This is a genomic window from Chryseobacterium sp. AG363, from assembly GCF_003610675.1.
GTDB lineage: Bacteria > Bacteroidota > Bacteroidia > Flavobacteriales > Weeksellaceae > Chryseobacterium > Chryseobacterium cucumeris.
Map to the genome: position 1 here is coordinate 222,629 of NZ_RAQF01000004.1, position 19,135 is coordinate 241,763.

18 protein-coding genes and 3 tRNA genes are annotated in these 19,135 nt (G+C 36.9%); 20 read left to right on the top strand and 1 reads right to left on the bottom strand.

The features are described 5' to 3' along the window. The first annotated feature begins 20 nt into the window (after window positions 1–20). The 7 genes from DEU39_RS17315 (at window position 21) to DEU39_RS17345 (ending at window position 8,202) form a co-directional block, all read left to right on the top strand. Window positions 21–93 (top strand) — tRNA-Gly (locus DEU39_RS17315). Between the two features lie 42 nt (window positions 94–135). Next, window positions 136–207, top strand: a tRNA-Thr gene (locus tag DEU39_RS17320). 230 nt (window positions 208–437) lie between these two features. Continuing rightward, window positions 438–1,118: a response regulator transcription factor gene (locus DEU39_RS17325; RefSeq protein ID WP_047435426.1), complete on the top strand. Its 681-nt coding sequence runs from the start codon at window positions 438–440 to the stop codon at window positions 1,116–1,118. Continuing rightward, window positions 1,119–2,483 carry an ATP-binding protein gene (locus DEU39_RS17330; protein ID WP_120232782.1) on the top strand — a complete coding sequence of 455 codons (1,365 nt, stop codon included), beginning with the start codon at window positions 1,119–1,121 and terminating at the stop codon, window positions 2,481–2,483. A 219-nt stretch (window positions 2,484–2,702) separates the two neighbouring features. Next, window positions 2,703–3,944, top strand: a complete 1,242-nt coding sequence (locus DEU39_RS17335) for a TolC family protein (protein ID WP_120232783.1) — start codon at window positions 2,703–2,705, stop codon at window positions 3,942–3,944. Between the two features lie 4 nt (window positions 3,945–3,948). After that, on the top strand, window positions 3,949–5,034 hold the full coding sequence (locus DEU39_RS17340) for an efflux RND transporter periplasmic adaptor subunit (protein WP_120232927.1): 1,086 nt from the start codon (window positions 3,949–3,951) through the stop codon (window positions 5,032–5,034). A 69-nt stretch (window positions 5,035–5,103) separates the two neighbouring features. Next, window positions 5,104–8,202, top strand: a complete 3,099-nt coding sequence (locus DEU39_RS17345) for an efflux RND transporter permease subunit (RefSeq protein WP_120232784.1) — start codon at window positions 5,104–5,106, stop codon at window positions 8,200–8,202. Window positions 8,203–8,282: 80 nt separating this feature from the next. On the opposite strand, the gene DEU39_RS17350 is transcribed toward DEU39_RS17345, so the two are convergent. Next, window positions 8,283–9,782, bottom strand: coding sequence for a DUF4394 domain-containing protein (locus tag DEU39_RS17350; RefSeq protein ID WP_062675814.1), 1,500 nt, complete (start codon window positions 9,780–9,782; stop codon window positions 8,283–8,285). 327 nt (window positions 9,783–10,109) lie between these two features. Here DEU39_RS17350 and tuf point away from each other — a divergent pair, with 327 nt between their 5' ends. The 13 genes from tuf to DEU39_RS17415 all read left to right on the top strand — a co-directional run bounded on the left by tuf (window position 10,110) and on the right by DEU39_RS17415 (window position 19,106). Next, window positions 10,110–11,297, top strand: coding sequence for an elongation factor Tu (gene tuf, locus DEU39_RS17355; RefSeq protein ID WP_062675815.1), 1,188 nt, complete (start codon window positions 10,110–10,112; stop codon window positions 11,295–11,297). A 63-nt stretch (window positions 11,298–11,360) separates the two neighbouring features. Then, window positions 11,361–11,431: transfer RNA gene (locus tag DEU39_RS17360), tRNA-Trp, on the top strand. A gap of 12 nt (window positions 11,432–11,443) precedes the next feature. Then, a complete protein-coding gene (gene secE, locus DEU39_RS17365; protein ID WP_002976410.1) occupies window positions 11,444–11,650 on the top strand; it encodes a preprotein translocase subunit SecE in 207 nt (68 codons plus the stop codon). Window positions 11,651–11,669: 19 nt separating this feature from the next. Further along, complete coding sequence (gene nusG / locus DEU39_RS17370; protein WP_120232785.1) at window positions 11,670–12,212, top strand: transcription termination/antitermination protein NusG; 543 nt, start codon at window positions 11,670–11,672, stop codon at window positions 12,210–12,212. Window positions 12,213–12,706: 494 nt separating this feature from the next. Then, window positions 12,707–13,327: a hypothetical protein gene (locus DEU39_RS17375; RefSeq protein WP_062675816.1), complete on the top strand. Its 621-nt coding sequence runs from the start codon at window positions 12,707–12,709 to the stop codon at window positions 13,325–13,327. A gap of 13 nt (window positions 13,328–13,340) precedes the next feature. Then, complete coding sequence (locus tag DEU39_RS17380; RefSeq protein WP_062675817.1) at window positions 13,341–13,988, top strand: hypothetical protein; 648 nt, start codon at window positions 13,341–13,343, stop codon at window positions 13,986–13,988. A 7-nt stretch (window positions 13,989–13,995) separates the two neighbouring features. Next, a complete protein-coding gene (locus tag DEU39_RS17385; RefSeq protein ID WP_120232786.1) occupies window positions 13,996–14,664 on the top strand; it encodes a hypothetical protein in 669 nt (222 codons plus the stop codon). A gap of 265 nt (window positions 14,665–14,929) precedes the next feature. After that, entirely contained in the window at window positions 14,930–15,373 is a 444-nt protein-coding gene (gene rplK, locus DEU39_RS17390; RefSeq protein WP_047435399.1) for a 50S ribosomal protein L11, read from the top strand. A gap of 11 nt (window positions 15,374–15,384) precedes the next feature. Next, complete coding sequence (gene rplA, locus DEU39_RS17395; RefSeq protein ID WP_002976422.1) at window positions 15,385–16,077, top strand: 50S ribosomal protein L1; 693 nt, start codon at window positions 15,385–15,387, stop codon at window positions 16,075–16,077. A 17-nt stretch (window positions 16,078–16,094) separates the two neighbouring features. Next, window positions 16,095–16,682 (top strand): 50S ribosomal protein L10, encoded by a 588-nt coding sequence (gene rplJ, locus DEU39_RS17400; protein ID WP_062675819.1) that lies wholly within the window; start codon window positions 16,095–16,097, stop codon window positions 16,680–16,682. 46 nt (window positions 16,683–16,728) lie between these two features. Then, window positions 16,729–17,097, top strand: a complete 369-nt coding sequence (gene rplL, locus DEU39_RS17405; RefSeq protein ID WP_062675820.1) for a 50S ribosomal protein L7/L12 — start codon at window positions 16,729–16,731, stop codon at window positions 17,095–17,097. 274 nt (window positions 17,098–17,371) lie between these two features. Beyond that, complete coding sequence (locus tag DEU39_RS17410; protein ID WP_120232787.1) at window positions 17,372–17,842, top strand: hypothetical protein; 471 nt, start codon at window positions 17,372–17,374, stop codon at window positions 17,840–17,842. Window positions 17,843–17,972: 130 nt separating this feature from the next. After that, entirely contained in the window at window positions 17,973–19,106 is a 1,134-nt protein-coding gene (locus DEU39_RS17415; protein ID WP_120232788.1) for a hypothetical protein, read from the top strand. The last annotated feature ends 29 nt before the right edge of the window (window positions 19,107–19,135 follow it).

Consider the following 19,135-nt stretch of genomic DNA (forward strand, 5'->3'; position numbering starts at 1 on the left):
ATAGTTTTGGAAACAAAATTGCGGAAGTAGCTCAGTTGGTAGAGCGTCAGCCTTCCAAGCTGAATGTCGCGGGTTCGACCCCCGTCTTCCGCTCAACAAAAAATCATGCTGCTTAGTATGATTTTTTTAGTTGATGCCGACTTAGCTCAGCGGTAGAGTGCTTCCTTGGTAAGGAAGAGGTCACGGGTTCAAGTCCCGTAGTTGGCTCTCGATTTTCCCGAATCTCTTCGGGATTTTTTTATGCCCAAAAGAATTTAATTTTACTATCTGATCATTTTACAGTTAAACATCTGCTTAGATAAATCCTAAAATTATTTCCTTCTTCAATTTTTTTTTAGATTCGTTTCTTGATGATAGCGCTATCATGAAAACTTTTACTTCATCTTTAGAATCACAATCATAAAATTTTCTTTAAATTCGTGTAAAATAATTTTTTGATGAATATTCTTTTACTGGAAGATGATCTCATTCTGTCTGCGGAATTGTGCAGATTTTTAGAATCAAATAATTTTAACTGTGATAAGATCTATGACGGGGAGACTTTTCTTCGTCAGATAAAAAATAGTACTTATGATCTGTATTTACTAGACATTAATGTTCCTAAAATAAATGGACTTGATGTCTGTCAGACGATCCGTTCTTTTGATAAAAATACTCCTATCATTATCATTTCTGCTTATGGGGATATCTCTGATAAAAAAGATGCCTTCACCAGGCTGGCTGATGATTATCTTGTAAAGCCATTCCAGTTTGAGGAACTTCTGTTAAGAATCAATTCACTATTAAGAAGAAAAGCACCTTCTGATAATTCTGATCAGGATATTTTAAGAATTGATGATCTTATTATCAACAAAACAGAGCAGAAGGTTTATCGTGGAGGAAATGAAATAACCCTTACCTTAAAAGAATTCCAATTGTTGGTTTATCTTGCGGAAGCGCAGGGAAGAACGGTTTCCAAGCAACAGATCACAGAACATGTCTGGGAACACAATTTCAATACAAATACCAATACGGTGGAAGTTTATATCAATTTCCTGAGGAAGAAGATCGATAAAGATTTTAAAATAAAACTGATCCACACCCGTTCAGGTTTCGGATATTACCTAAGTCCATTATAAATGTCTTTAAAAAGAAAGATCGCTTTAACAATAAGTATTGCCTTTTCATTATTATTTGGAATGGTGATGGCGGTCATTTATTTATCTTTTAATGATTTCAGAAGAGATGAGTTTAAAGAAAGATTCAGGCAGAGACTTGAGTTTACTTCTCATTTCATCTCAAAATCCAAAGACTTTGAAGAGGAAGCACCCGTTTTTTTCAATGAAAATTCAGATAACATTCTTTTGAATGAAAAGATTTTAATTTTCAATGAAAAAAAAGAATTGATCTACAGTACGATCAAAGACAGAAATGTCATCTGGGACAGTGCAATGCTTAAAGAGCTGGATAAAAAGAAGATTATCTATACCGAAAAAACCGTTCCCGAAATCTATGCAGCCCTCAGGAATATCAACGGTGAAAATTATTATATCCTTACCAGTGCTTTTGATACCAATGGGAAATCCAAATTGGGATATCTTAAATATCTTTTGATTACAGCTTATGTGATGAGCACTATGCTTATTGGGTTCTTTAGCTATTATTTTGTGGAAAAGTTCCTACGTCCTCTTGAAGATTTGAACAAAGAAATTTCTGAAGTTACGGCTCATAAGCTTACCACACAGATTCCGGTAGAGCAATCCAATGATGAAGTAAGTGTTCTTGCAAAATCTTTTAATACAATGATTGGGAGGCTGGATGATGTATTTCAGTCACAAAAAGATTTTACGGCCAGTGCTTCACATGAGATCAGAACTCCTATAACAAGAATGGCATTTCAGCTGGAAAACCTTATCAAGTTTGAAGAGCATTCTCCGGAAACTCTGTCTTCTTTAAAACAAATTCAGAGAGATGTCTATCAGCTGTCGGATCTGACAAATTCACTTTTACTGCTTACAAAATTTGATAAAGAAAATATCCAGAGTATTTATGAGGAAGTAAGGATTGACGAAGTTATTTTTGAAGCTTTTGAAGCGGTGGAGAAAAGTTATCCGCAACTTAAGCTGGATTTTCTGATTAATGAAGAAAGTTCTGAAAATGCTTTTCTGACTATAAAAGGAATTCAGTCACTATTGGTAATTGTATTTATCAACTTGTTTAAAAATGCAGCGGTGTACTCAGATAATACAGAAGTGAATGTTCTCATCACTGAAACCAATGATAATCTTTCCATCGAAGTTATTTCCCATGGTAATACTATTTCTGAAGATGAGCAGGCTAAACTGTTTGAAGCTTTCACGAGAGGGAATAATGCACAGAATATAGCAGGATCAGGATTAGGTCTTAGAATCGTCAAAAGAATTCTGGAATATCATGATGCAGATATTGTATATTCTTCACCTAAGGAGTATATGAATAAGTTTACCTTATTTTTTAAAAAATAAAATGAAAAGCAACTGATATGAAAAACAGTTGTTTTTTTTGTTAAACTCCTGATTGAAATTTTTAATAAAAATTCAATAGTTGGAGAAAAATTCACTGCTTTTTGTATGATGGGTTATTGCATAAACAGCTTGTTCAGGCCTATTTTAATATTTTTTTAAGCGTCATTTAAGTTTCTTTTAATAGCATCAAAGCAATTTTGTAATTTAAAAAGAAAAATAATGAACAGAATTGCAGTGCTGTGCCTAGCCGTTTCCTCATTCATGGCAGCACAACAGCAGATGTCTCTTTTGGATTGCGAAGAAGCTTTCCAGAAGAACAACCTCCAGCTGCTCGCCGAACAGTACAATATCAATATGGCTGATGCGGATATTCTGCAGGCTAAAATCTGGGAGTTACCTCAATTAAGCGGGCAGTTCAATGCTTATAATCCTCAGGACAAGAAGTTTTTTGATGTAGGACATTCTAAAGGAGCGGGTATTACTCAATTGATTTATATGGGGGGGAAAAAGAAAAACGAAATCGCTTTTGCCAAATCCAATAAAGAACTTGCGCAGCTTCAGTTTTCACAATTGCTGGTAGATTTAAGATCTCAGCTCCGTTCTACCTATTTCAATCTTTATTATGAAAAACTAAAACTGGAGAATACCAACAGGCAGCTGGGGTATATGAATGATCTTTTAAATGCCTATCGTGTGCAGTCAGCAAAAGGAAATGTTTCCCTTAAAGACGCTGTAAGACTGCAGAGTATTGTGATCCAGCTGAATCATGATAAACTGGAGATCAATAAAAATATTCTTGATTTTGAACAGAATTTGAAAGTTCTGACAGGAGTTACTGAAGAAATAGAGCCTACGATGTCTGAAACCGAAGCTAAAGAAGCTCTGGTGGCACAGCCTTTCGGTGATGAAGAAGAACTGAAAAGCAAAGCCTTGGAAAATAATGCGGATTACCGATATAATTTGAAACTTATTGATAACAGTAAGTTGTATGCACAATGGCAGAAATCATTGAATGTACCGGATGTTACCGTAGGTGCTGCATGGGACCAGGCAGGCGGAACCTTCAATAACGAAGCGAATCTTACCTTGGGAATTCCTTTACCGCTATGGAAAGCCAATCAGGGAAATGTAGTGAAAGCAAACTATGCTATCCAGCAGAATCAGAAAAATGCAGACTTTCAAAAACTGACTTTGGAAACTAAAGTTCAATCTGCCTATAAAACCTGGAAAGCACAATATGACCAACTTCTGGATGTGAAAACGACTGACCTTCAGAATATGGAACTTGTTTACAACGGAATGCTGACCAATTTCAGAAAAGGAAATGTCAGCCTGATTGAATTTACAGACTTTATGGACAGTTACAGGGAGACAGACCTTCAGATCTATGATATGAAAAATGAAATCATGCAGTCCGCAGAACAGCTTAATCAACTAGTACAAACGAAAATCTTCTATTAAAATGATGAAAACATATATTATTCCCGCATTGATGGTCCTTTCATTAATGGCCTGTTCCAAAAAAGAGGAAGAGAAAAATATTCACCCCAAAAAAGGGTTTGAGCTCAGTAACACCATGCTGAATTCTATTTCCCTGGCAAAAGTTGAAAAAAAGAATATAGAAGATGAATACAGCTTTTATGGAAAGATTTCTGCAGACAAAAACAGCTATATAGATGTATACCCATTGGTTGGAGGAAATGTGATGAGTGTCAATGTAGAATTGGGTGACTATGTGAAAAAAGGGCAGGTACTGGCAACCATCAGAAGTACTGAGCTTGCAGAAATTCAAAAGGATGTAAGTGATGCAAAAACAGATCTTGTAGTGGCAAAAAATAACCTCCGTGTTGCAAAAGAACTCTACGAAGGAAAGCTTAATACGGAAAGGGATGTCCTGGAAGCTAAAAGCCAGTTACAAAAAGCAGAAGATCAGTTGCAGAGAGCAGCGGCTGTAAGTACGGTTTATAATGTGAAGACCGGAAATATATACAGTGTTGTAGCACCTATCAGCGGTTATATTGTTCAGAAAAGTATCAATAAAGATATGCAGCTGAGAAGTGACAGAAGTGATAATATATTTGATGTGGCCAATACTACCAATGTATGGGCGATTATGAATGTCAATGAATCTGATATCGATAAGATTAGTCTTGGAATGAAAGCCCAGGTATCCACACTTTCTTATCCGGACAAAGTTTTTGATGGAAAAATTGATAAAATATTCAAAATTATTGATCCACAGACCAACGCCATGCAGGCAAGAGTAGTATTGGACAATGCCAACGGACTTTTAATCCCGGAAAGTAAAGCCACAATAAAAGTTTCCAGTCTGGAAAGCAACGCTACGCTTACCGTTCCATCAAAAGCTGTGATTTTTGATGATAATAAAAGCTTTGTGGTGATTTTTAAATCCAGAACAGATGTAAAGATCAGAGAAATCAAAGTGTTAAAGCAGGTTGGTGATGTTACTTATATTGCAGAAGGTCTGAAAGAAGGAGAAGAAGTGATTACCAACAACCAGCTGCTGATATACCGCTCGCTGAACAGCTAGTCTTATTAAACCATTAAGAATACTGATATTTTTCTTTAACGGCTTTTTTAGGTCATCAATGTATCTATCATGAATAAATTCATAAAAAATATAATTGCTTTTTCATTAAAAAATAAAGCATTTACCTTTATCTGGGTAGCGATTTTAGCCATCTCCGGTTTTATCAGTTTCAAAAATATGCCTATTGAAGCTTTTCCGGATGTAACCAATACCCAGATTGTCATCATCACCCAATGGAATGGACGTAGTGCAGAAGAAGTAGAGCGTTTTGTCACGACACCCATTGAATTGGCGATGAGCCCGGTTCAGAAAAAAACAAGTGTAAGAAGTACCACCATGTTTGGGCTTTCTATTGTTAAAATTCTGTTTGACGACGGGGTGGACGATACTTTTGCCAGAAATCAGGTCAATAACCAGTTACGAACCATTAGCCTTCCTGATGAGGTAGATCCCGAAGTACAGCCACCCTACGGGCCAACCGGTGAAATTTTCAGATATACACTGGAAAGTAAAACAAAAGATTCCCGTGCATTGCTTACCCTGCAAAACTGGGTAATAGACCGTGCTCTAAGAGGTGTTCCCGGTGTGGCGGATATCAACGTTTTCGGTGGACAGGATAAAGTTTTTGAACTCAGTATTGATCCGAGAGCATTGGATAAATATAACCTAACTCCGCTTCAGGTATATGATGCCGTTACCAAGAGCAATCTGAATGTAGGAGGTGATGTGATTGAAAAAAATGGTCAGGCTTATGTGGTAAGAGGTATTGGTTTGGTAAAATCTGTTGCGGATATTGGAAATATTACCATTCAGAATGACAGTGGAAACCCTGTTTTGGTAAAAAATGTAGCAGAAGTTCATGAAAGCTCCATGCCTAGAGTGGGACAGGCTGCACTGAATCATCATGATGATACCGTGGAAGGAATCGTTGTGATGAGAAAAGGGGAGAATCCAAGAGAAGTACTGGTAGGAGTGAAGGCTAAGATTAAAGAGCTTAACGAAAAAGTACTTCCAAAAGATGTCAAAATGGTCACTTTCTATGATCGCGACAATCTGATGGACTTCACAACCCATACCGTAATGCATAATCTTATTGAAGGAATTGTTCTGGTAACGGTAATCGTTTTAATCTTCATGGCAGACTGGAGAACTACGCTGATTGTTTCCATCATCATTCCTCTGTCCTTGCTATTTGCCTTTTTATGTTTAAAACTGGCCGGGATGAGTGCCAATCTACTTTCCTTAGGCGCCGTAGACTTCGGGATTATCATAGACGGAGCCGTCGTCATGGTGGAAGGTCTATTCGTGATGCTCGATCATAAAGCGAAGCGCTACGGAATGGAGAAGTTTAATAAACTCGCAAAAGGAGGCTGGATCAAGCAGACCGGAACCGGATTAGGAAAAGCAATCTTCTTTTCGAAATTAATTATCATTACCTCCCTGATTCCTATTTTCTCATTTCAGAAAGTAGAAGGGAAAATGTTCTCTCCACTGGCATTTACATTGGGATTTGCATTAATGGGGGCGTTGATATTTACATTAACATTAGTTCCTGTTCTTTCCCATATTCTTTTAAATAAAAACGTAAGAGAAAAAAATAACCCTTTTGTTAATTTCTGGGACAGAATTGTTTTGAAAGGCTTTAATTTAACTTTCAAGCACAAAAAGATGAGCATGATTGTAGCGATCTCTTTTCTGGCTGTTACCTTATTTTCAGGAAAGTTTTTAGGAACCGAATTCCTGCCTCAGTTGAATGAAGGTTCATTGTGGATCACTGCAGAAATGCCGATGAGTTCCTCCTTAAAAGAATCTCTGAAAACAGCTGATCTTTTAAAGAAGGACATTATGAGCTTTTCAGAAGTGACAGATGTGCTTGCCCAGACGGGAAGAAGTAATGATGGAACAGATCCCAACGGATTCGGATTTGTACAGTTTGCGGTAAATCTTAAGCCAAGAGAAGAATGGAAGCGTAAAATTACTTATGATGAACTGATCAATGAAATAGACAAAAAACTCAGAAGTTATCAGGGAATTACGTTCAACTACTCCCAGCCGATTTCCGATAACGTAGCAGAAGCAGTGGCTGGTTTTAAAGCTGAAAACGGAATCAAAATCTATGGTGATAACCTGGAAACCCTTGACAAATTAGCCCACGAAGTTTTGCTTAAAATTAAAGACGTACAAGGCGTAAAAGATCCGGGAATTATTAAAAATATCGGACAACCGGAAGTGAGCGTGGTTCTGGATAGAGATAAGATGGCTGCTTATGGAGTAATGCCTGCGGATGCACAAGCTGTGCTGGAAATGGCATTTGGTGGAAAAACGGCCTCTGAAATGTTTGATGGGGAAAGAAAGTTCCCGATCCGTCTTCGGTATTCTCAGGAATACAGAACCAATGAAAATGACATTGCAGCTTTGATGGTGCCTACACAGGATGGAGCAAAGATTCCTCTAAAAGAAATAAGTACCATTGTGAAAGATAACGGAGCCGCATTTATTTACAGAGACAATATCAAAAGATATATTGGGGTTAAATTCTCCATTCGTGACAGAGATTTGGGAAGCACTATTGCGGATGCCCAGAAAAAAGTGGAAACGATTGAACTTCCGGACGGCTATTCTGTAGGATGGACAGGTCAGTTTGAAAATCAGCAGCGTGCTTCACACAGGCTGGCACAGGTAGTACCCGTGAGTATTCTGATGATTTTCTTCCTTTTGTTTATTCTGTTTGGCAATATGAAAGACTCTCTTTTGGTGTTAGCGAACGTACCTTTTGCTTTGATTGGAGGAATTATTGCTTTACATGTTACCGGTATCAATTTTGGAATCTCTGCCGGAGTAGGGATGATTGCTCTTCTGGGTATTTGTATACAGAACGGGGTTATTCTCATCACAGAGTTTCATCAGAATGTTAAAGACGGAATGGATATAGACACAGCCATCTTAAATGGAGTGAAATCCAGAACAAGACCTGTTATTATGACAGCGCTTATGGCTTCCATCGGATTGATGCCGGCAGCCTTGTCTACAGGAATCGGATCGGAGTCTCAGAAACCTCTGGCCATTGTTATTATCGGAGGATTGATTACAGCTACAGTACTTACCCTGCTTATTTTTCCAATTATTTTCTGGATCTTTAACAGGACAAAAAAGCTCAGTCAGATTTAAATTATCTTTCATTTATATTAGTAAGAAGCGCGGAAAACAAAGTTTTCCGCGCTTCTCGATTATTGAAATAAAGAATGAGTTTAAAATCCTAACCCCAGCGTAAAAGCTTTTACGGTATTGGGATAATCGGAAACAGAAGTGGCTGCTCCTGTCATTGTATTAATAGAATAAATTCTTGTAGATAAACCTACTGATGCTATTAAGTAAGCCTTTTGGCTCATACTTCCAATATCAAAACCATTAGCATTGGTAATGTTGATTCCTAAAGAACCTGTTTCGACTAAAGTTCCGTTATTGGGTGGATTTTGCTGATATAATTTATCAGTATTATGATCAATTACAAATAAGGTAGTTGAGGTAGCTCCGGCAAAGTTGTTGGTATAGGCCGCTGCACTTATCATTGGACTTCCCGGATTCAGTGTGAGATCTGCAGCAGCAATTGTTCCATCGTTAGGATTCAGGCGGAGATTTTGTCCTGTATTACTTACTACTCTTATTCTGTCAACTGTTGGATTGAAGTCAAATCCGAAATCCGTGCCCGAAAGCAAGGTAGAAAATGGAGATGCTCCCACAGCAGTAGCGGCACCTGTACCTAAGTTAATTGTATAGATTCTGCTTGAGCTTCCCAAAGCATACAATTGTCCGTTCGCAGGACGGAAATCTATTCCTAAAATACTCTCACCGCTTTGTAATCCGGTCACTGTTTTAGAAACAGGCATAGGATTGTTGGGATTGAAAATCTGGAGATTATTTGAATTGTCAATGGCATAAGCTACCGGTTCTGTAGGGATGGCCATATCGATTATTCCCTGCTGGAGTGATCCTATGGAAGTTGCTTTTCCATTATTCAGATCCAGAATATGCAGTTTGTCATTAAAAGCTAAAAGAGCAGTACTGTTATCGTATTTGATGTCAAAAGCTGTCTGTCCTGTAAAAGTAGTTCCAAGACTTCCAACCTCTACCAAAGTTCCATTGTTGGGAGGATCCTGTTTATATAATTTTCCCAGCATCGGATCAATATCATATAAAATAGTAGTAGCAGCGCCTGCTTTACTGTTGGTATAGGCTAATCCTGTTATGGAAGGACTTCCTGTTCCATTAATAGTAATATCAGTAGCAGCAACAGCTCCGGTTTCCGGATGTAAACGCAGATTTTGTCCCGAATTACTCACCAGACGAATTCTATCAACGGTAGGATTGAAATCAATAGAAGCTATTGTTCCGGAGATCATAGGCGTAAATGCTGTTGAGCTTACTGTTCTTGCTGAAGCATTGGAGGTATTGATGATATATAATTTGCTTGCATTGGATAAAGCATACAATTCACCTGTTGCAGGTCTGAAGTCTATACTTAATAATTTTTCTCCTGAGGCGACACCGGTTACGGTTGTTTTTGAAGTAAAAATTTTGGGATTGCTGGCATTAAAATAAACAAGCTCGTTCATTGCCGTTATTCCATATACCATAAGATCCGGGCCTTGAGGTATATTTTCTGACATACTGTTTTCATCGGAATGATCGCATGAAAATAATGTTGTAATAGCAAACAAGGCTAAATACATGTGTAATAGTTTTCTCATAATATTAATTTTAGTTGTTATCTTTATATGTACGAGAAAAAACTACACTAGGATTTATGGATACGGGTAATGATCAATATTTTTTTTTGTCTGTATATCCTGTTCATAATTAACAAGATAGTTTATATTTTAAATAAAACGTTTCTAAGGATTTTTTCTATTCGGAAAAATGTGTAAATTTGCAGTCTCAATACGTTAAATATAAGGTTTGTCCTTCACTGGATGAGAATATTGAAAGTTTTTTTAATAAAAAGTTTTTGGTATTTAAAAATTCATTATATTTGCACACCGAAAATTTGAAAAACAATAAATAAATAATTTTAAATCATGGCAAAGGAAACGTTTAATCGTAACAAACCACACTTGAACATTGGTACTATTGGTCACGTTGACCATGGTAAAACTACACTTACTGCAGCTATCAGTAGTGTATTAGCTAACAAAGGTCTTGCTGAGAAAAAAGACTTCTCTGCTATTGACTCTGCTCCAGAAGAAAAAGAAAGAGGTATCACTATTAATACAGCTCACATCGAGTACGAAACTGAAAACAGACACTATGCACACGTTGACTGTCCAGGTCACGCCGACTATGTTAAGAACATGGTAACTGGTGCTGCTCAGATGGATGGAGCGATCTTAGTATGTGCTGCAACTGATGGACCAATGCCTCAAACTAGAGAGCACATCCTACTTTGCCGTCAGGTAAATGTACCAAGAATCGTTGTTTTCATGAACAAAGTTGATATGGTGGATGATGCTGAGCTTTTAGAGCTTGTTGAACTTGAACTTAGAGATTTATTATCTACTTACGAATATGACGGAGATAACTCTCCAGTGATCCAAGGATCTGCTCTTGGTGCTCTTAACGGAGACGAGAAGTGGGTTAAGACTGTTGAAGAATTAATGGAAGCAGTTGATACATGGATTGAGCAGCCTGTTAGAGATCAAGATAAAGCATTCTTAATGCCAATCGAAGACGTATTCTCTATTACAGGTAGAGGTACTGTAGCAACTGGTAGAATCGAGGCTGGTGTTATCAACACTGGTGATCCGGTTGATATCGTAGGTATGGGTGATGAAAAATTAACTTCTACTATTACAGGGGTTGAGATGTTTAGAAAAATCCTAGACAGAGGTGAAGCTGGTGATAACGTAGGTCTATTGTTGAGAGGTATTGAAAAAACTGACATCAAGAGAGGTATGGTTATCGCTAAGAAAGATTCAGTTAAGCCACACAAAAAATTCAAAGCTGAGGTTTATATCCTTTCTAAAGAAGAAGGTGGACGTCACACTCCATTCCACAACAAGTACCGTCCTCAGTTCTACGTAAGAACTACTGACGTTACAGGTGAGATCTTCTTACCAGAAGGTGTAGAAATGGTAATGCCTGGTGATAACTTAACAATCACTGTTGAATTACTTCAGCCAATCGCTCTTAACGAGGGTCTTAGATTCGCGATCAGAGAAGGTGGTAGAACAGTAGGTGCAGGTCAGGTAACTGAAATCATCGACTAATCCACATCTAAAACAATATAAAAAGCTTCCGTAAGGAACACTCTTTACGGAGCTTTTTTAACTACGGGCATCGTCCAATGGTAGGATACCGGTCTCCAAAACCGTTGATCAGGGTTCGAATCCTTGTGCCCGTGCAAATATAAATTATGAGTTCATTTGTCGATTTTTTAAAAGGTTCTTATAACGAATTCAGACATAAAGTTGAATGGCCAAAATGGGCTGACCTTCAGTCTTCTACAATTGTAGTGACTATTGCGACAGTTATTCTGGCTTTATTTACCTTTGGAGTTGATGAATTGTTTTCAAAAGCAATCAGCAACATAATAGGAATGCTAATCAACTTGTTCAATTAATAATTAAGTATTTTCCATAATGAGCGAATTGAAATGGTATGTGCTGAAAGCAATCAGCGGACAGGAAAATAAAGTGAAAAACTATATTGAGACAGAAATCAAACGTCTAGGGTTTGAACAGTACGTTACTCAAGTGGTTATTCCTATGGAAAAGGTAATCCAAATTAGAAACGGTAAAAAAGTTCCTAAAGAGAGGCCTTACTATCCTGGATACTTGATGATTGAAGCTGACCTGATGGGAGAGATTCCTCACGTTATTAAAAATATCCCTGGAGTTATTTCTTTCTTAAGTTTAACAAAAGGAGGTGATCCTGTTCCAATGAGAAAATCAGAGGTGAACAGAATGCTTGGAAGAATGGATGAACTTTCAGAATTTGCAAGCGATGTTGAAATTCCTTATGTAATAGGTGAAAACGTTAAAGTAATCGATGGACCTTTCAATGGATTCAATGGTACAGTTGAGAAGATTCTTGAAGACAAAAAGAAAATTGAAGTTTCTGTATTGATCTTCGGTAGAAAAACTCCAATGGAATTAAGCTACATGCAAGTAGAAAAAGTATAATACATTACTTATAAAATATAAAAAGACTGCTTTAAAGCGGTCTTTTTTTATATATATTCTTTTCAAATTTTTTTTGGTGATGAATTGCTTATTATTTAGTAATTCTGTAATCCTATTAATTCATAATGAAATATTGGAACTTAGTTTTTATATTTTTTCCCTATTGTTAGAGTTTTTTTAAGTTTATTAATATTATTTTGTTGATTCTCAAATTTCGCAACTCTGTGGGTTACTTCTATAGTGTACTTTGCTTTAATTTAATTATCACCATTCAGTGATCATACTTTCTTTTTAAGCATTGAGTTTTTTTTAATTGCTTATTTCACCTTCAGATGGCATACTTCTTGCAACCAAGCTGTTAGCTAATCCATAAAATTTTATATTTTTTATTTCATGCACTGGTAACAGAGGTATGGGTAATTTATGTTATTGAATAAATATAAAATTCGGATCAGTTATTCAAAACACAAGCTTTTATATAAACACATAACCCAATGACAAAAATTATTTCGATGATCACTTTGGTGGGTACATCTGTGCTCATAAGTGCGCAGGTTGGTATCAATACTACGACACCGGAAAAGGAACTTACCGTGAATGGTACTATGAAGACATCAGGAATTGTTTTCAAGCAACCTCTGGAAAAACTGAAAGCGGACGAGAATTACACTTTCATTATTAAGTCTCCGGCTCCGGAAAACAAAATTACAGCGTACAATGATTCTTTTGTACCTAATTCACCGGCACCTATTAATCTTATTCAGTTCAAAATTACCTGTGATCCTACAGATAAGGATTGGGTGAATCAATTTGACACAAAGATCAATTCCAGTAAGTTTTTGGTGGTAATCTCTTCCTTTGGATTTACACAGCCTACAAGAACGTATTCTGCAGATTGGCTTACACCAATGCCTCAGATTTTTGCCTACTCTTCAGGAGGAACATGGAAGCTTAAGGCAGATTACCAGGGATTCGCCCCTGATAATTCTTTTCCTACAGGTGTCTGGACACTGAACTTATTGGTGTTTGACAGATCGTATGCCAAAGATTTTAATTCAACACAAAGCCTTAGTGGGGCAGCTACTGGTGCTGCAACAGCTCCATTAATTCAATAAAAACATAAACTCTATGAAAAAAATTATTGCGATACTCTTCACGGGTTTTGCTGCTTTAAGCATAAATGCACAAGTAGGAATCAATACTGCAACACCTAAAGGAACTTTGGATGTTGAAGGGGAAACATTAGTAGAATCCTATTTAATAGATACTGAAAATACAAAGGCAGGCGGAAATTATCTTCTTCTTACCCGATCAAAAGATTCTTCGCCGGTAGGTAAAGTAAAGCTGCTGGATATATCGCTCCGTAATGTAGCACCTGTAAATATGTATAATGTTGTATTGAAAAATGTGAGACAGGATGAAGTTGTGAATCTCAATACAGGATTAGATGCGAGTAAATATGTGGTGGCTATTACAGGTGCTGTTTTTACTGGAGCGGTTTCGGCAGCGAATACCACCACCAGCCCAAAATCGTACGGTTCCTATGCCACTGAAATTACACAGGTAACCAGTGGAGGTAAAAAATACCATGCTATTAATTTAGCTTTTAAAGGAGCAGGAACTGTTTCCTCCATCAATGGAACCTGGACACTTACCTTAAATGTCTTTGAAAAATCATTAGTGAAAGACTGGGGAACTTTTAACGGTTCTGTTTCTGCATCTGCTTCACCGGGATATTCTGGAGTATCAACCAATACGCCTTTAGGGCTTCAATAAAAAAACTATGAAAAGAAAAATTTATATCACAATAATCATGTGCCTTGGGATATTTTTGAATGCCCAAAAAGGAAAAGTAGGGGTGAATACAGCTAATCCTACAGAAACACTTGATGTTAACGGAAAGACCTATACGAATTCTTTGTACTTGAGAAATCCGGGAGAGCCTACCATGACAGGAGGTAGCTTTTTAGCAACTTCTCAGAATGCTTTACAGTTGTATGATCCGGCTCTGGAAAGCAGCGGACTGTTCAATTACCTTAAGCTTACTCTTACTGGTGTACCTGGGACAGGAATTACAGATTATGATACTAAAATTGATGCCACCAACTTTTTGGTTATACTTCACAACTACTCATTTAAGCTGAATGAGGGAAATACCAGCGTAATGCTTGATTACGGAGATAATGGTGTGAATGACAATAAACAGGGCTCACCGGATGTAGTAGCCTTCAAAAGTAACGGAACATGGCATATAAGAGCAAGATTTACGGATAGCAGAATGATTGCAACCAATACAAGTACACCATCAAGAACTTATAACAACTTTACGGTTGACCTTTACCTGATGGCCTATAGAAGATTGATTGAAAAACAAAATATAAACGACATCAATGATGATCTTGGAGGAAATGACGGTTCTACAAAAACAATTAATAAACCTTCCGGTTTTTAATCAATCTTTCCTTTTAAAAATAAAAAACGGTTATTTAATGCAAATAACCGTTTTTATTTTTCTGGCTGTATTTTAAATTATACAATAATGGGTAATGATTTTTTTTTCTAAAACTTTTTAAAAATCAGCAATTTCCGTTTGCTATTTCAAAAATATTTTATACTTTTGCAGTCCAAAAAGTAGGTTTATTGTTATGTGAGTGCATAACCTACTGAATAATAAATGCTTCCAAACTCATTAATTATTCAAATTTAAAAAACAAACAATGGCTAAGAAAGTCTTTAAAATGGTAAAGCTTCAGGTGAAAGGTGGCGCAGCTAACCCTTCTCCACCAGTAGGTCCAGCATTGGGTTCTGCAGGTGTGAACATCATGGAGTTTTGTAAGCAATTTAACGGAAGAACCCAAGATAAGCCAGGGCAAGTTTTACCTGTAGTAATTACAGTATACGAAGACAAATCTTTTGAATTCGTTATTAAAACTCCACCTGCAGCGATCCAGTTAATGGATGCCGCTAAGATCAAGGGAGGTTCTGGTGAACCAAACAGAAACAAAGTAGGTTCTGTAACTTGGGAACAAGTAAAGAAAATCGCTGAAGATAAAATGGCGGATCTTAACTGTTTTACAATGGATTCTGCTCTTTCTATGGTTGCAGGTACTGCCAGATCTATGGGATTAAGAGTAACAGGAACAAAACCAACTAACGCTTAAAACTTAAAGAAATGGCAAAATTAACTAAAAAGCAAAAGGAAGCTTTAAGCAAAGTAGAAAAAGGAAGAATCTATAACCTTGAAGAAGGTTCAGCTCTTGTAAAAGAAGTGAACACTACAAAGTTTGATGCTTCAGTAGATATCGCTGTAAGATTAGGTGTAGACCCAAGAAAAGCAAACCAAATGGTAAGAGGTGTTGTATCTCTTCCTCACGGTACTGGTAAAGATGTTAAAGTATTAGCTCTTGTAACTCCAGATAAAGAAGCAGAAGCTAAAGCTGCTGGTGCTGACTATGTAGGTCTTGACGAATATTTACAAAAAATCAAAGAAGGTTGGACAGATGTTGACGTAATCGTTACAATGCCAGCTGTAATGGGTAAATTAGGTCCATTAGGTAGAGTATTAGGTCCAAGAGGTTTAATGCCAAACCCTAAATCAGGAACTGTAACAATGGAAATTGGTAAAGCAGTAACTGAAGTTAAAGCAGGTAAAATTGATTTCAAAGTAGACAAGTATGGTATTATCCATGCTGGTATTGGTAAAGTATCTTTCGATGCTGCTAAGATCAAAGAAAATGCTCAGGAATTAATCCAGACATTGATCAAAATGAAACCAACTGCTGCTAAAGGAACTTATGTGAAGAGCATCTATTTGTCTTCTACAATGAGCCCAGGTATTGCAATTGATACTAAATCTGTTAACTAATAATAATCCTTAAGACAATGACAAAAGACCAAAAAGTTGTAGCAATACAAGAGATCAAAGATTTGCTTCAGGATGCAAAAGTAGTATACGTAGCAGATTTAGAAGGTTTGAACGCTGGTAAATCTTCAGATTTCAGAAGACAAGCTTTCAAACAAAATATCAAAGTGAAAGTTGTAAAAAATACACTTTTACAAAAAGCAATGGAGCAAATTGAAGGAGTAGATTACTCTGAAATGTTCCCATCTTTCAAAGGAAATTCAGCGTTAATGATTGCTGAAACAGCAAACGCTCCTGCGAAATTGATCCAAGGATTCAGAAAGAAAGAAGAAAAGCCAGCTTTAAAGTCTGCTTTTGTTCAAGAAACTTTCTACGTTGGTGACAATAACCTAGATATGTTGGCTAACATCAAGTCTAGAGAAGAAATGATCGGTGAAATCATCGGATTACTTCAGTCTCCAATCCAGAGAGTTGTTTCTGCTCTTCAAAACAAATCTGAAACTGTAGAAGCTCAAGCTGAAGAAGCTGCTCCTGTAGTAGAAGAAACTCCTGCTGCTGAAGCTCCAGAAGCTGCTGCAGAAAGCACTGAAGAAACAAGTGCTGAATAATTACACTCAAAAAATTAAATAAATAATCAACAAAAACATTACAACAATGTCAGATTTAAAAAATTTAGCTGAAACGCTAGTAAACCTAACTGTAAAAGACGTAAACGAATTAGCTGCTATCCTTAAGGATGAGTACGGAATTGAGCCAGCTGCTGCTGCTGTAGTTGTTGCTGCAGGTGGTGCAGGTGATGCTGCTGAAGAAAAGACTGAATTCGACGTAATTCTTAAGTCTGCAGGTGCTTCTAAATTAGCTATCGTTAAATTAGTAAAAGATTTAACTGGTGCTGGTCTTAAAGAAGCTAAAGATATCGTAGACGGAGCTCCTGCTGCAATTAAGCAAGGTGTTTCTAAAGACGAAGCTGAAGCTCTTAAGAAGCAATTAGAAGAAGCTGGTGCTGAAGTAGAATTGAAATAATTTCAATTGTATTATAAATATAGAAGTCCGGGCATTTGCCTGGGCTTTTTTTTTATATGTAAGTAATTGTAAATGTGATTCTTATTTTGTAACAGTATTTCAATATTTTTATTTCTGATTTTAATATATCTTTTTACGGTTGAATATTATTTAATAATTAACATGATATTTTAATAGTATTTTTAATATTGGTTATTTTGTGTGAGTTTTTATTAATAAAATATTGTTTTGGTTGAAAAAATATTATATTTGTATCGAAAAAAACACAATATAATTGGAGAGAAATTATTTTCTTTCCTACGGCCATAAGATTACACTTTTGTTGCTTCTGGCAGCTGTAGGAAAATTAAACACTAAGTTGATATCTGTAATGAGAATAAAACCTGAGTTATCATATCGTACAGATATTAAAAATCATCTGCAGGATTACTTAGCCGATGTTTCTGTTCATCTGTGCTCTGAGACCAAAAATGACGGGTCTGTTTCCGAATGTCTCTCTGCTCATCAAAAGGAAACTCATATATTTTATGATGAAGATTCTCAGTCTAAACTCCCTATCTTTAATACTACAAAACTTGTAGCCATATCAAATAAATGGAGCTATTCGTATCAGCAATATACGGAGAACGTTTGCCCAATATTTAAAGGCATTAAAAAGTTCTACAGCAATTCCATAAAACTGGTTGACGGTTTTAAATTTATCATCAAAATTCCTGATAAACCAGTTCTTTCCCTTATTCCATAACATTCCTTACAATTTTAAGCACCTTCTTACAGCATAAGCTGTTATTTCATTTATGATTTAGATGAGAATGCCTGAGAATTGCCCTTTCAAAAAAAACACATTTACATAAAAACAGCAAACATCATTAGAAATGAAAAACAAATTATTAACCATCGCTCTGTTATCACTAAGTTTTCCAACATTCGCTCAGGTAGGGATTAATATTAACCAACCACAGGCAACTTTTGATATCGTAGGATCACCTTCTAATCCGGGCAAACTTGACGGTGTGATTGCCCCAAGACTTACAGGAATACAATTGAAAGCTAAAAACTATACTGCAGCCCAAACCGGAGCAATAGTATATGTTACAGCAGCTGAGACTACACCTACAGGACAAACTGTGGATGTTGTTTCATCGGGCTACTATTATTTTGACGGTTCAAAATGGAGCAGCTTAAGCGGTAGCTGGCGGCTAGTAGGGAATACTGGCACAACAGCAAGTACTGCAAACTTAGGAACTGACATCACTGCTGGAAATTACCTGGGAACAAATGACGGTCAGAACTTGGTTTTAGCAACCCAGAAAAACGTAAAAGGAATTCTGGATATTAACGGAACCTTGCAGGGAGGAAATTCTAATTCTGCATCTGGTCCTTATGCTTCATTAACATGGGGATCAAACAATACCCTTACCAACAGTACTTCCTCAAATATTGCACTGGGAAAAGATAATACTGTTTCAGCACAGGGAAATTTTCCGGCTGTAGCTATTGGATTAAACAATGCCGCAAACAATGGAGCTAAAGTAATAGGAAATAATAATACAGCAACAGGCGCTAATAACCTTGTCTTTGGAAATCTGAATACAGTAACAGGACTCACAGGGCTGACCATCGGAAATAATCACAATAACAATGGTGGGATTGCCATTGGGAGCGGAAATACCACTTCATTAAACAATATAGCTGTTGGCTCAGCAAATACAGCGACAGGGACTGAAGCTTTTGCTATAGGATTTTCAGCTCAGGCTGCTGCGGGACAAATGGTGTATGCCAATAAGGAACATGTTTTCTTCAATAAAGGAAACGGAACAGATACCATACTGGGAATTAATATGGCTCCTACAGCGGCTACTTCTACAGGGGCCGCCCTTCAGATGAAAGGAATTGCTTCCGGCGCCAATGCGGTATGTACAGCAGCGGAAGAAGGTGCAATCCGATATAATACAACCGCTAAAGTTCATGAAGGCTGTAACGGTTCCAACTGGAAGGCGCTTTACTAACTCAATAAAAACACAAACCTTAAAAAAAT

Bases quoted from the DNA above. Each gene is read 5' to 3' on its own strand.
- DEU39_RS17325 (WP_047435426.1), top strand. From the start codon at position 438: ATGAATATTCTTTTACTGGAAGATGATCTCATTCTGTCTGCGGAATTG.
- DEU39_RS17330 (WP_120232782.1), top strand. From the start codon at position 1,119: ATGTCTTTAAAAAGAAAGATCGCTTTAACAATAAGTATTGCCTTTTCA.
- DEU39_RS17335 (WP_120232783.1), top strand. From the start codon at position 2,703: ATGAACAGAATTGCAGTGCTGTGCCTAGCCGTTTCCTCATTCATGGCA.
- DEU39_RS17340 (WP_120232927.1), top strand. From the start codon at position 3,949: ATGAAAACATATATTATTCCCGCATTGATGGTCCTTTCATTAATGGCC.
- DEU39_RS17345 (WP_120232784.1), top strand. From the start codon at position 5,104: ATGAATAAATTCATAAAAAATATAATTGCTTTTTCATTAAAAAATAAA.
- DEU39_RS17350 (WP_062675814.1), bottom strand. From the start codon at position 9,782: ATGAGAAAACTATTACACATGTATTTAGCCTTGTTTGCTATTACAACA.
- tuf (WP_062675815.1), top strand. From the start codon at position 10,110: ATGGCAAAGGAAACGTTTAATCGTAACAAACCACACTTGAACATTGGT.
- secE (WP_002976410.1), top strand. From the start codon at position 11,444: ATGAGTTCATTTGTCGATTTTTTAAAAGGTTCTTATAACGAATTCAGA.
- nusG (WP_120232785.1), top strand. From the start codon at position 11,670: ATGAGCGAATTGAAATGGTATGTGCTGAAAGCAATCAGCGGACAGGAA.
- DEU39_RS17375 (WP_062675816.1), top strand. From the start codon at position 12,707: ATGACAAAAATTATTTCGATGATCACTTTGGTGGGTACATCTGTGCTC.
- DEU39_RS17380 (WP_062675817.1), top strand. From the start codon at position 13,341: ATGAAAAAAATTATTGCGATACTCTTCACGGGTTTTGCTGCTTTAAGC.
- DEU39_RS17385 (WP_120232786.1), top strand. From the start codon at position 13,996: ATGAAAAGAAAAATTTATATCACAATAATCATGTGCCTTGGGATATTT.
- rplK (WP_047435399.1), top strand. From the start codon at position 14,930: ATGGCTAAGAAAGTCTTTAAAATGGTAAAGCTTCAGGTGAAAGGTGGC.
- rplA (WP_002976422.1), top strand. From the start codon at position 15,385: ATGGCAAAATTAACTAAAAAGCAAAAGGAAGCTTTAAGCAAAGTAGAA.
- rplJ (WP_062675819.1), top strand. From the start codon at position 16,095: ATGACAAAAGACCAAAAAGTTGTAGCAATACAAGAGATCAAAGATTTG.
- rplL (WP_062675820.1), top strand. From the start codon at position 16,729: ATGTCAGATTTAAAAAATTTAGCTGAAACGCTAGTAAACCTAACTGTA.
- DEU39_RS17415 (WP_120232788.1), top strand. From the start codon at position 17,973: ATGAAAAACAAATTATTAACCATCGCTCTGTTATCACTAAGTTTTCCA.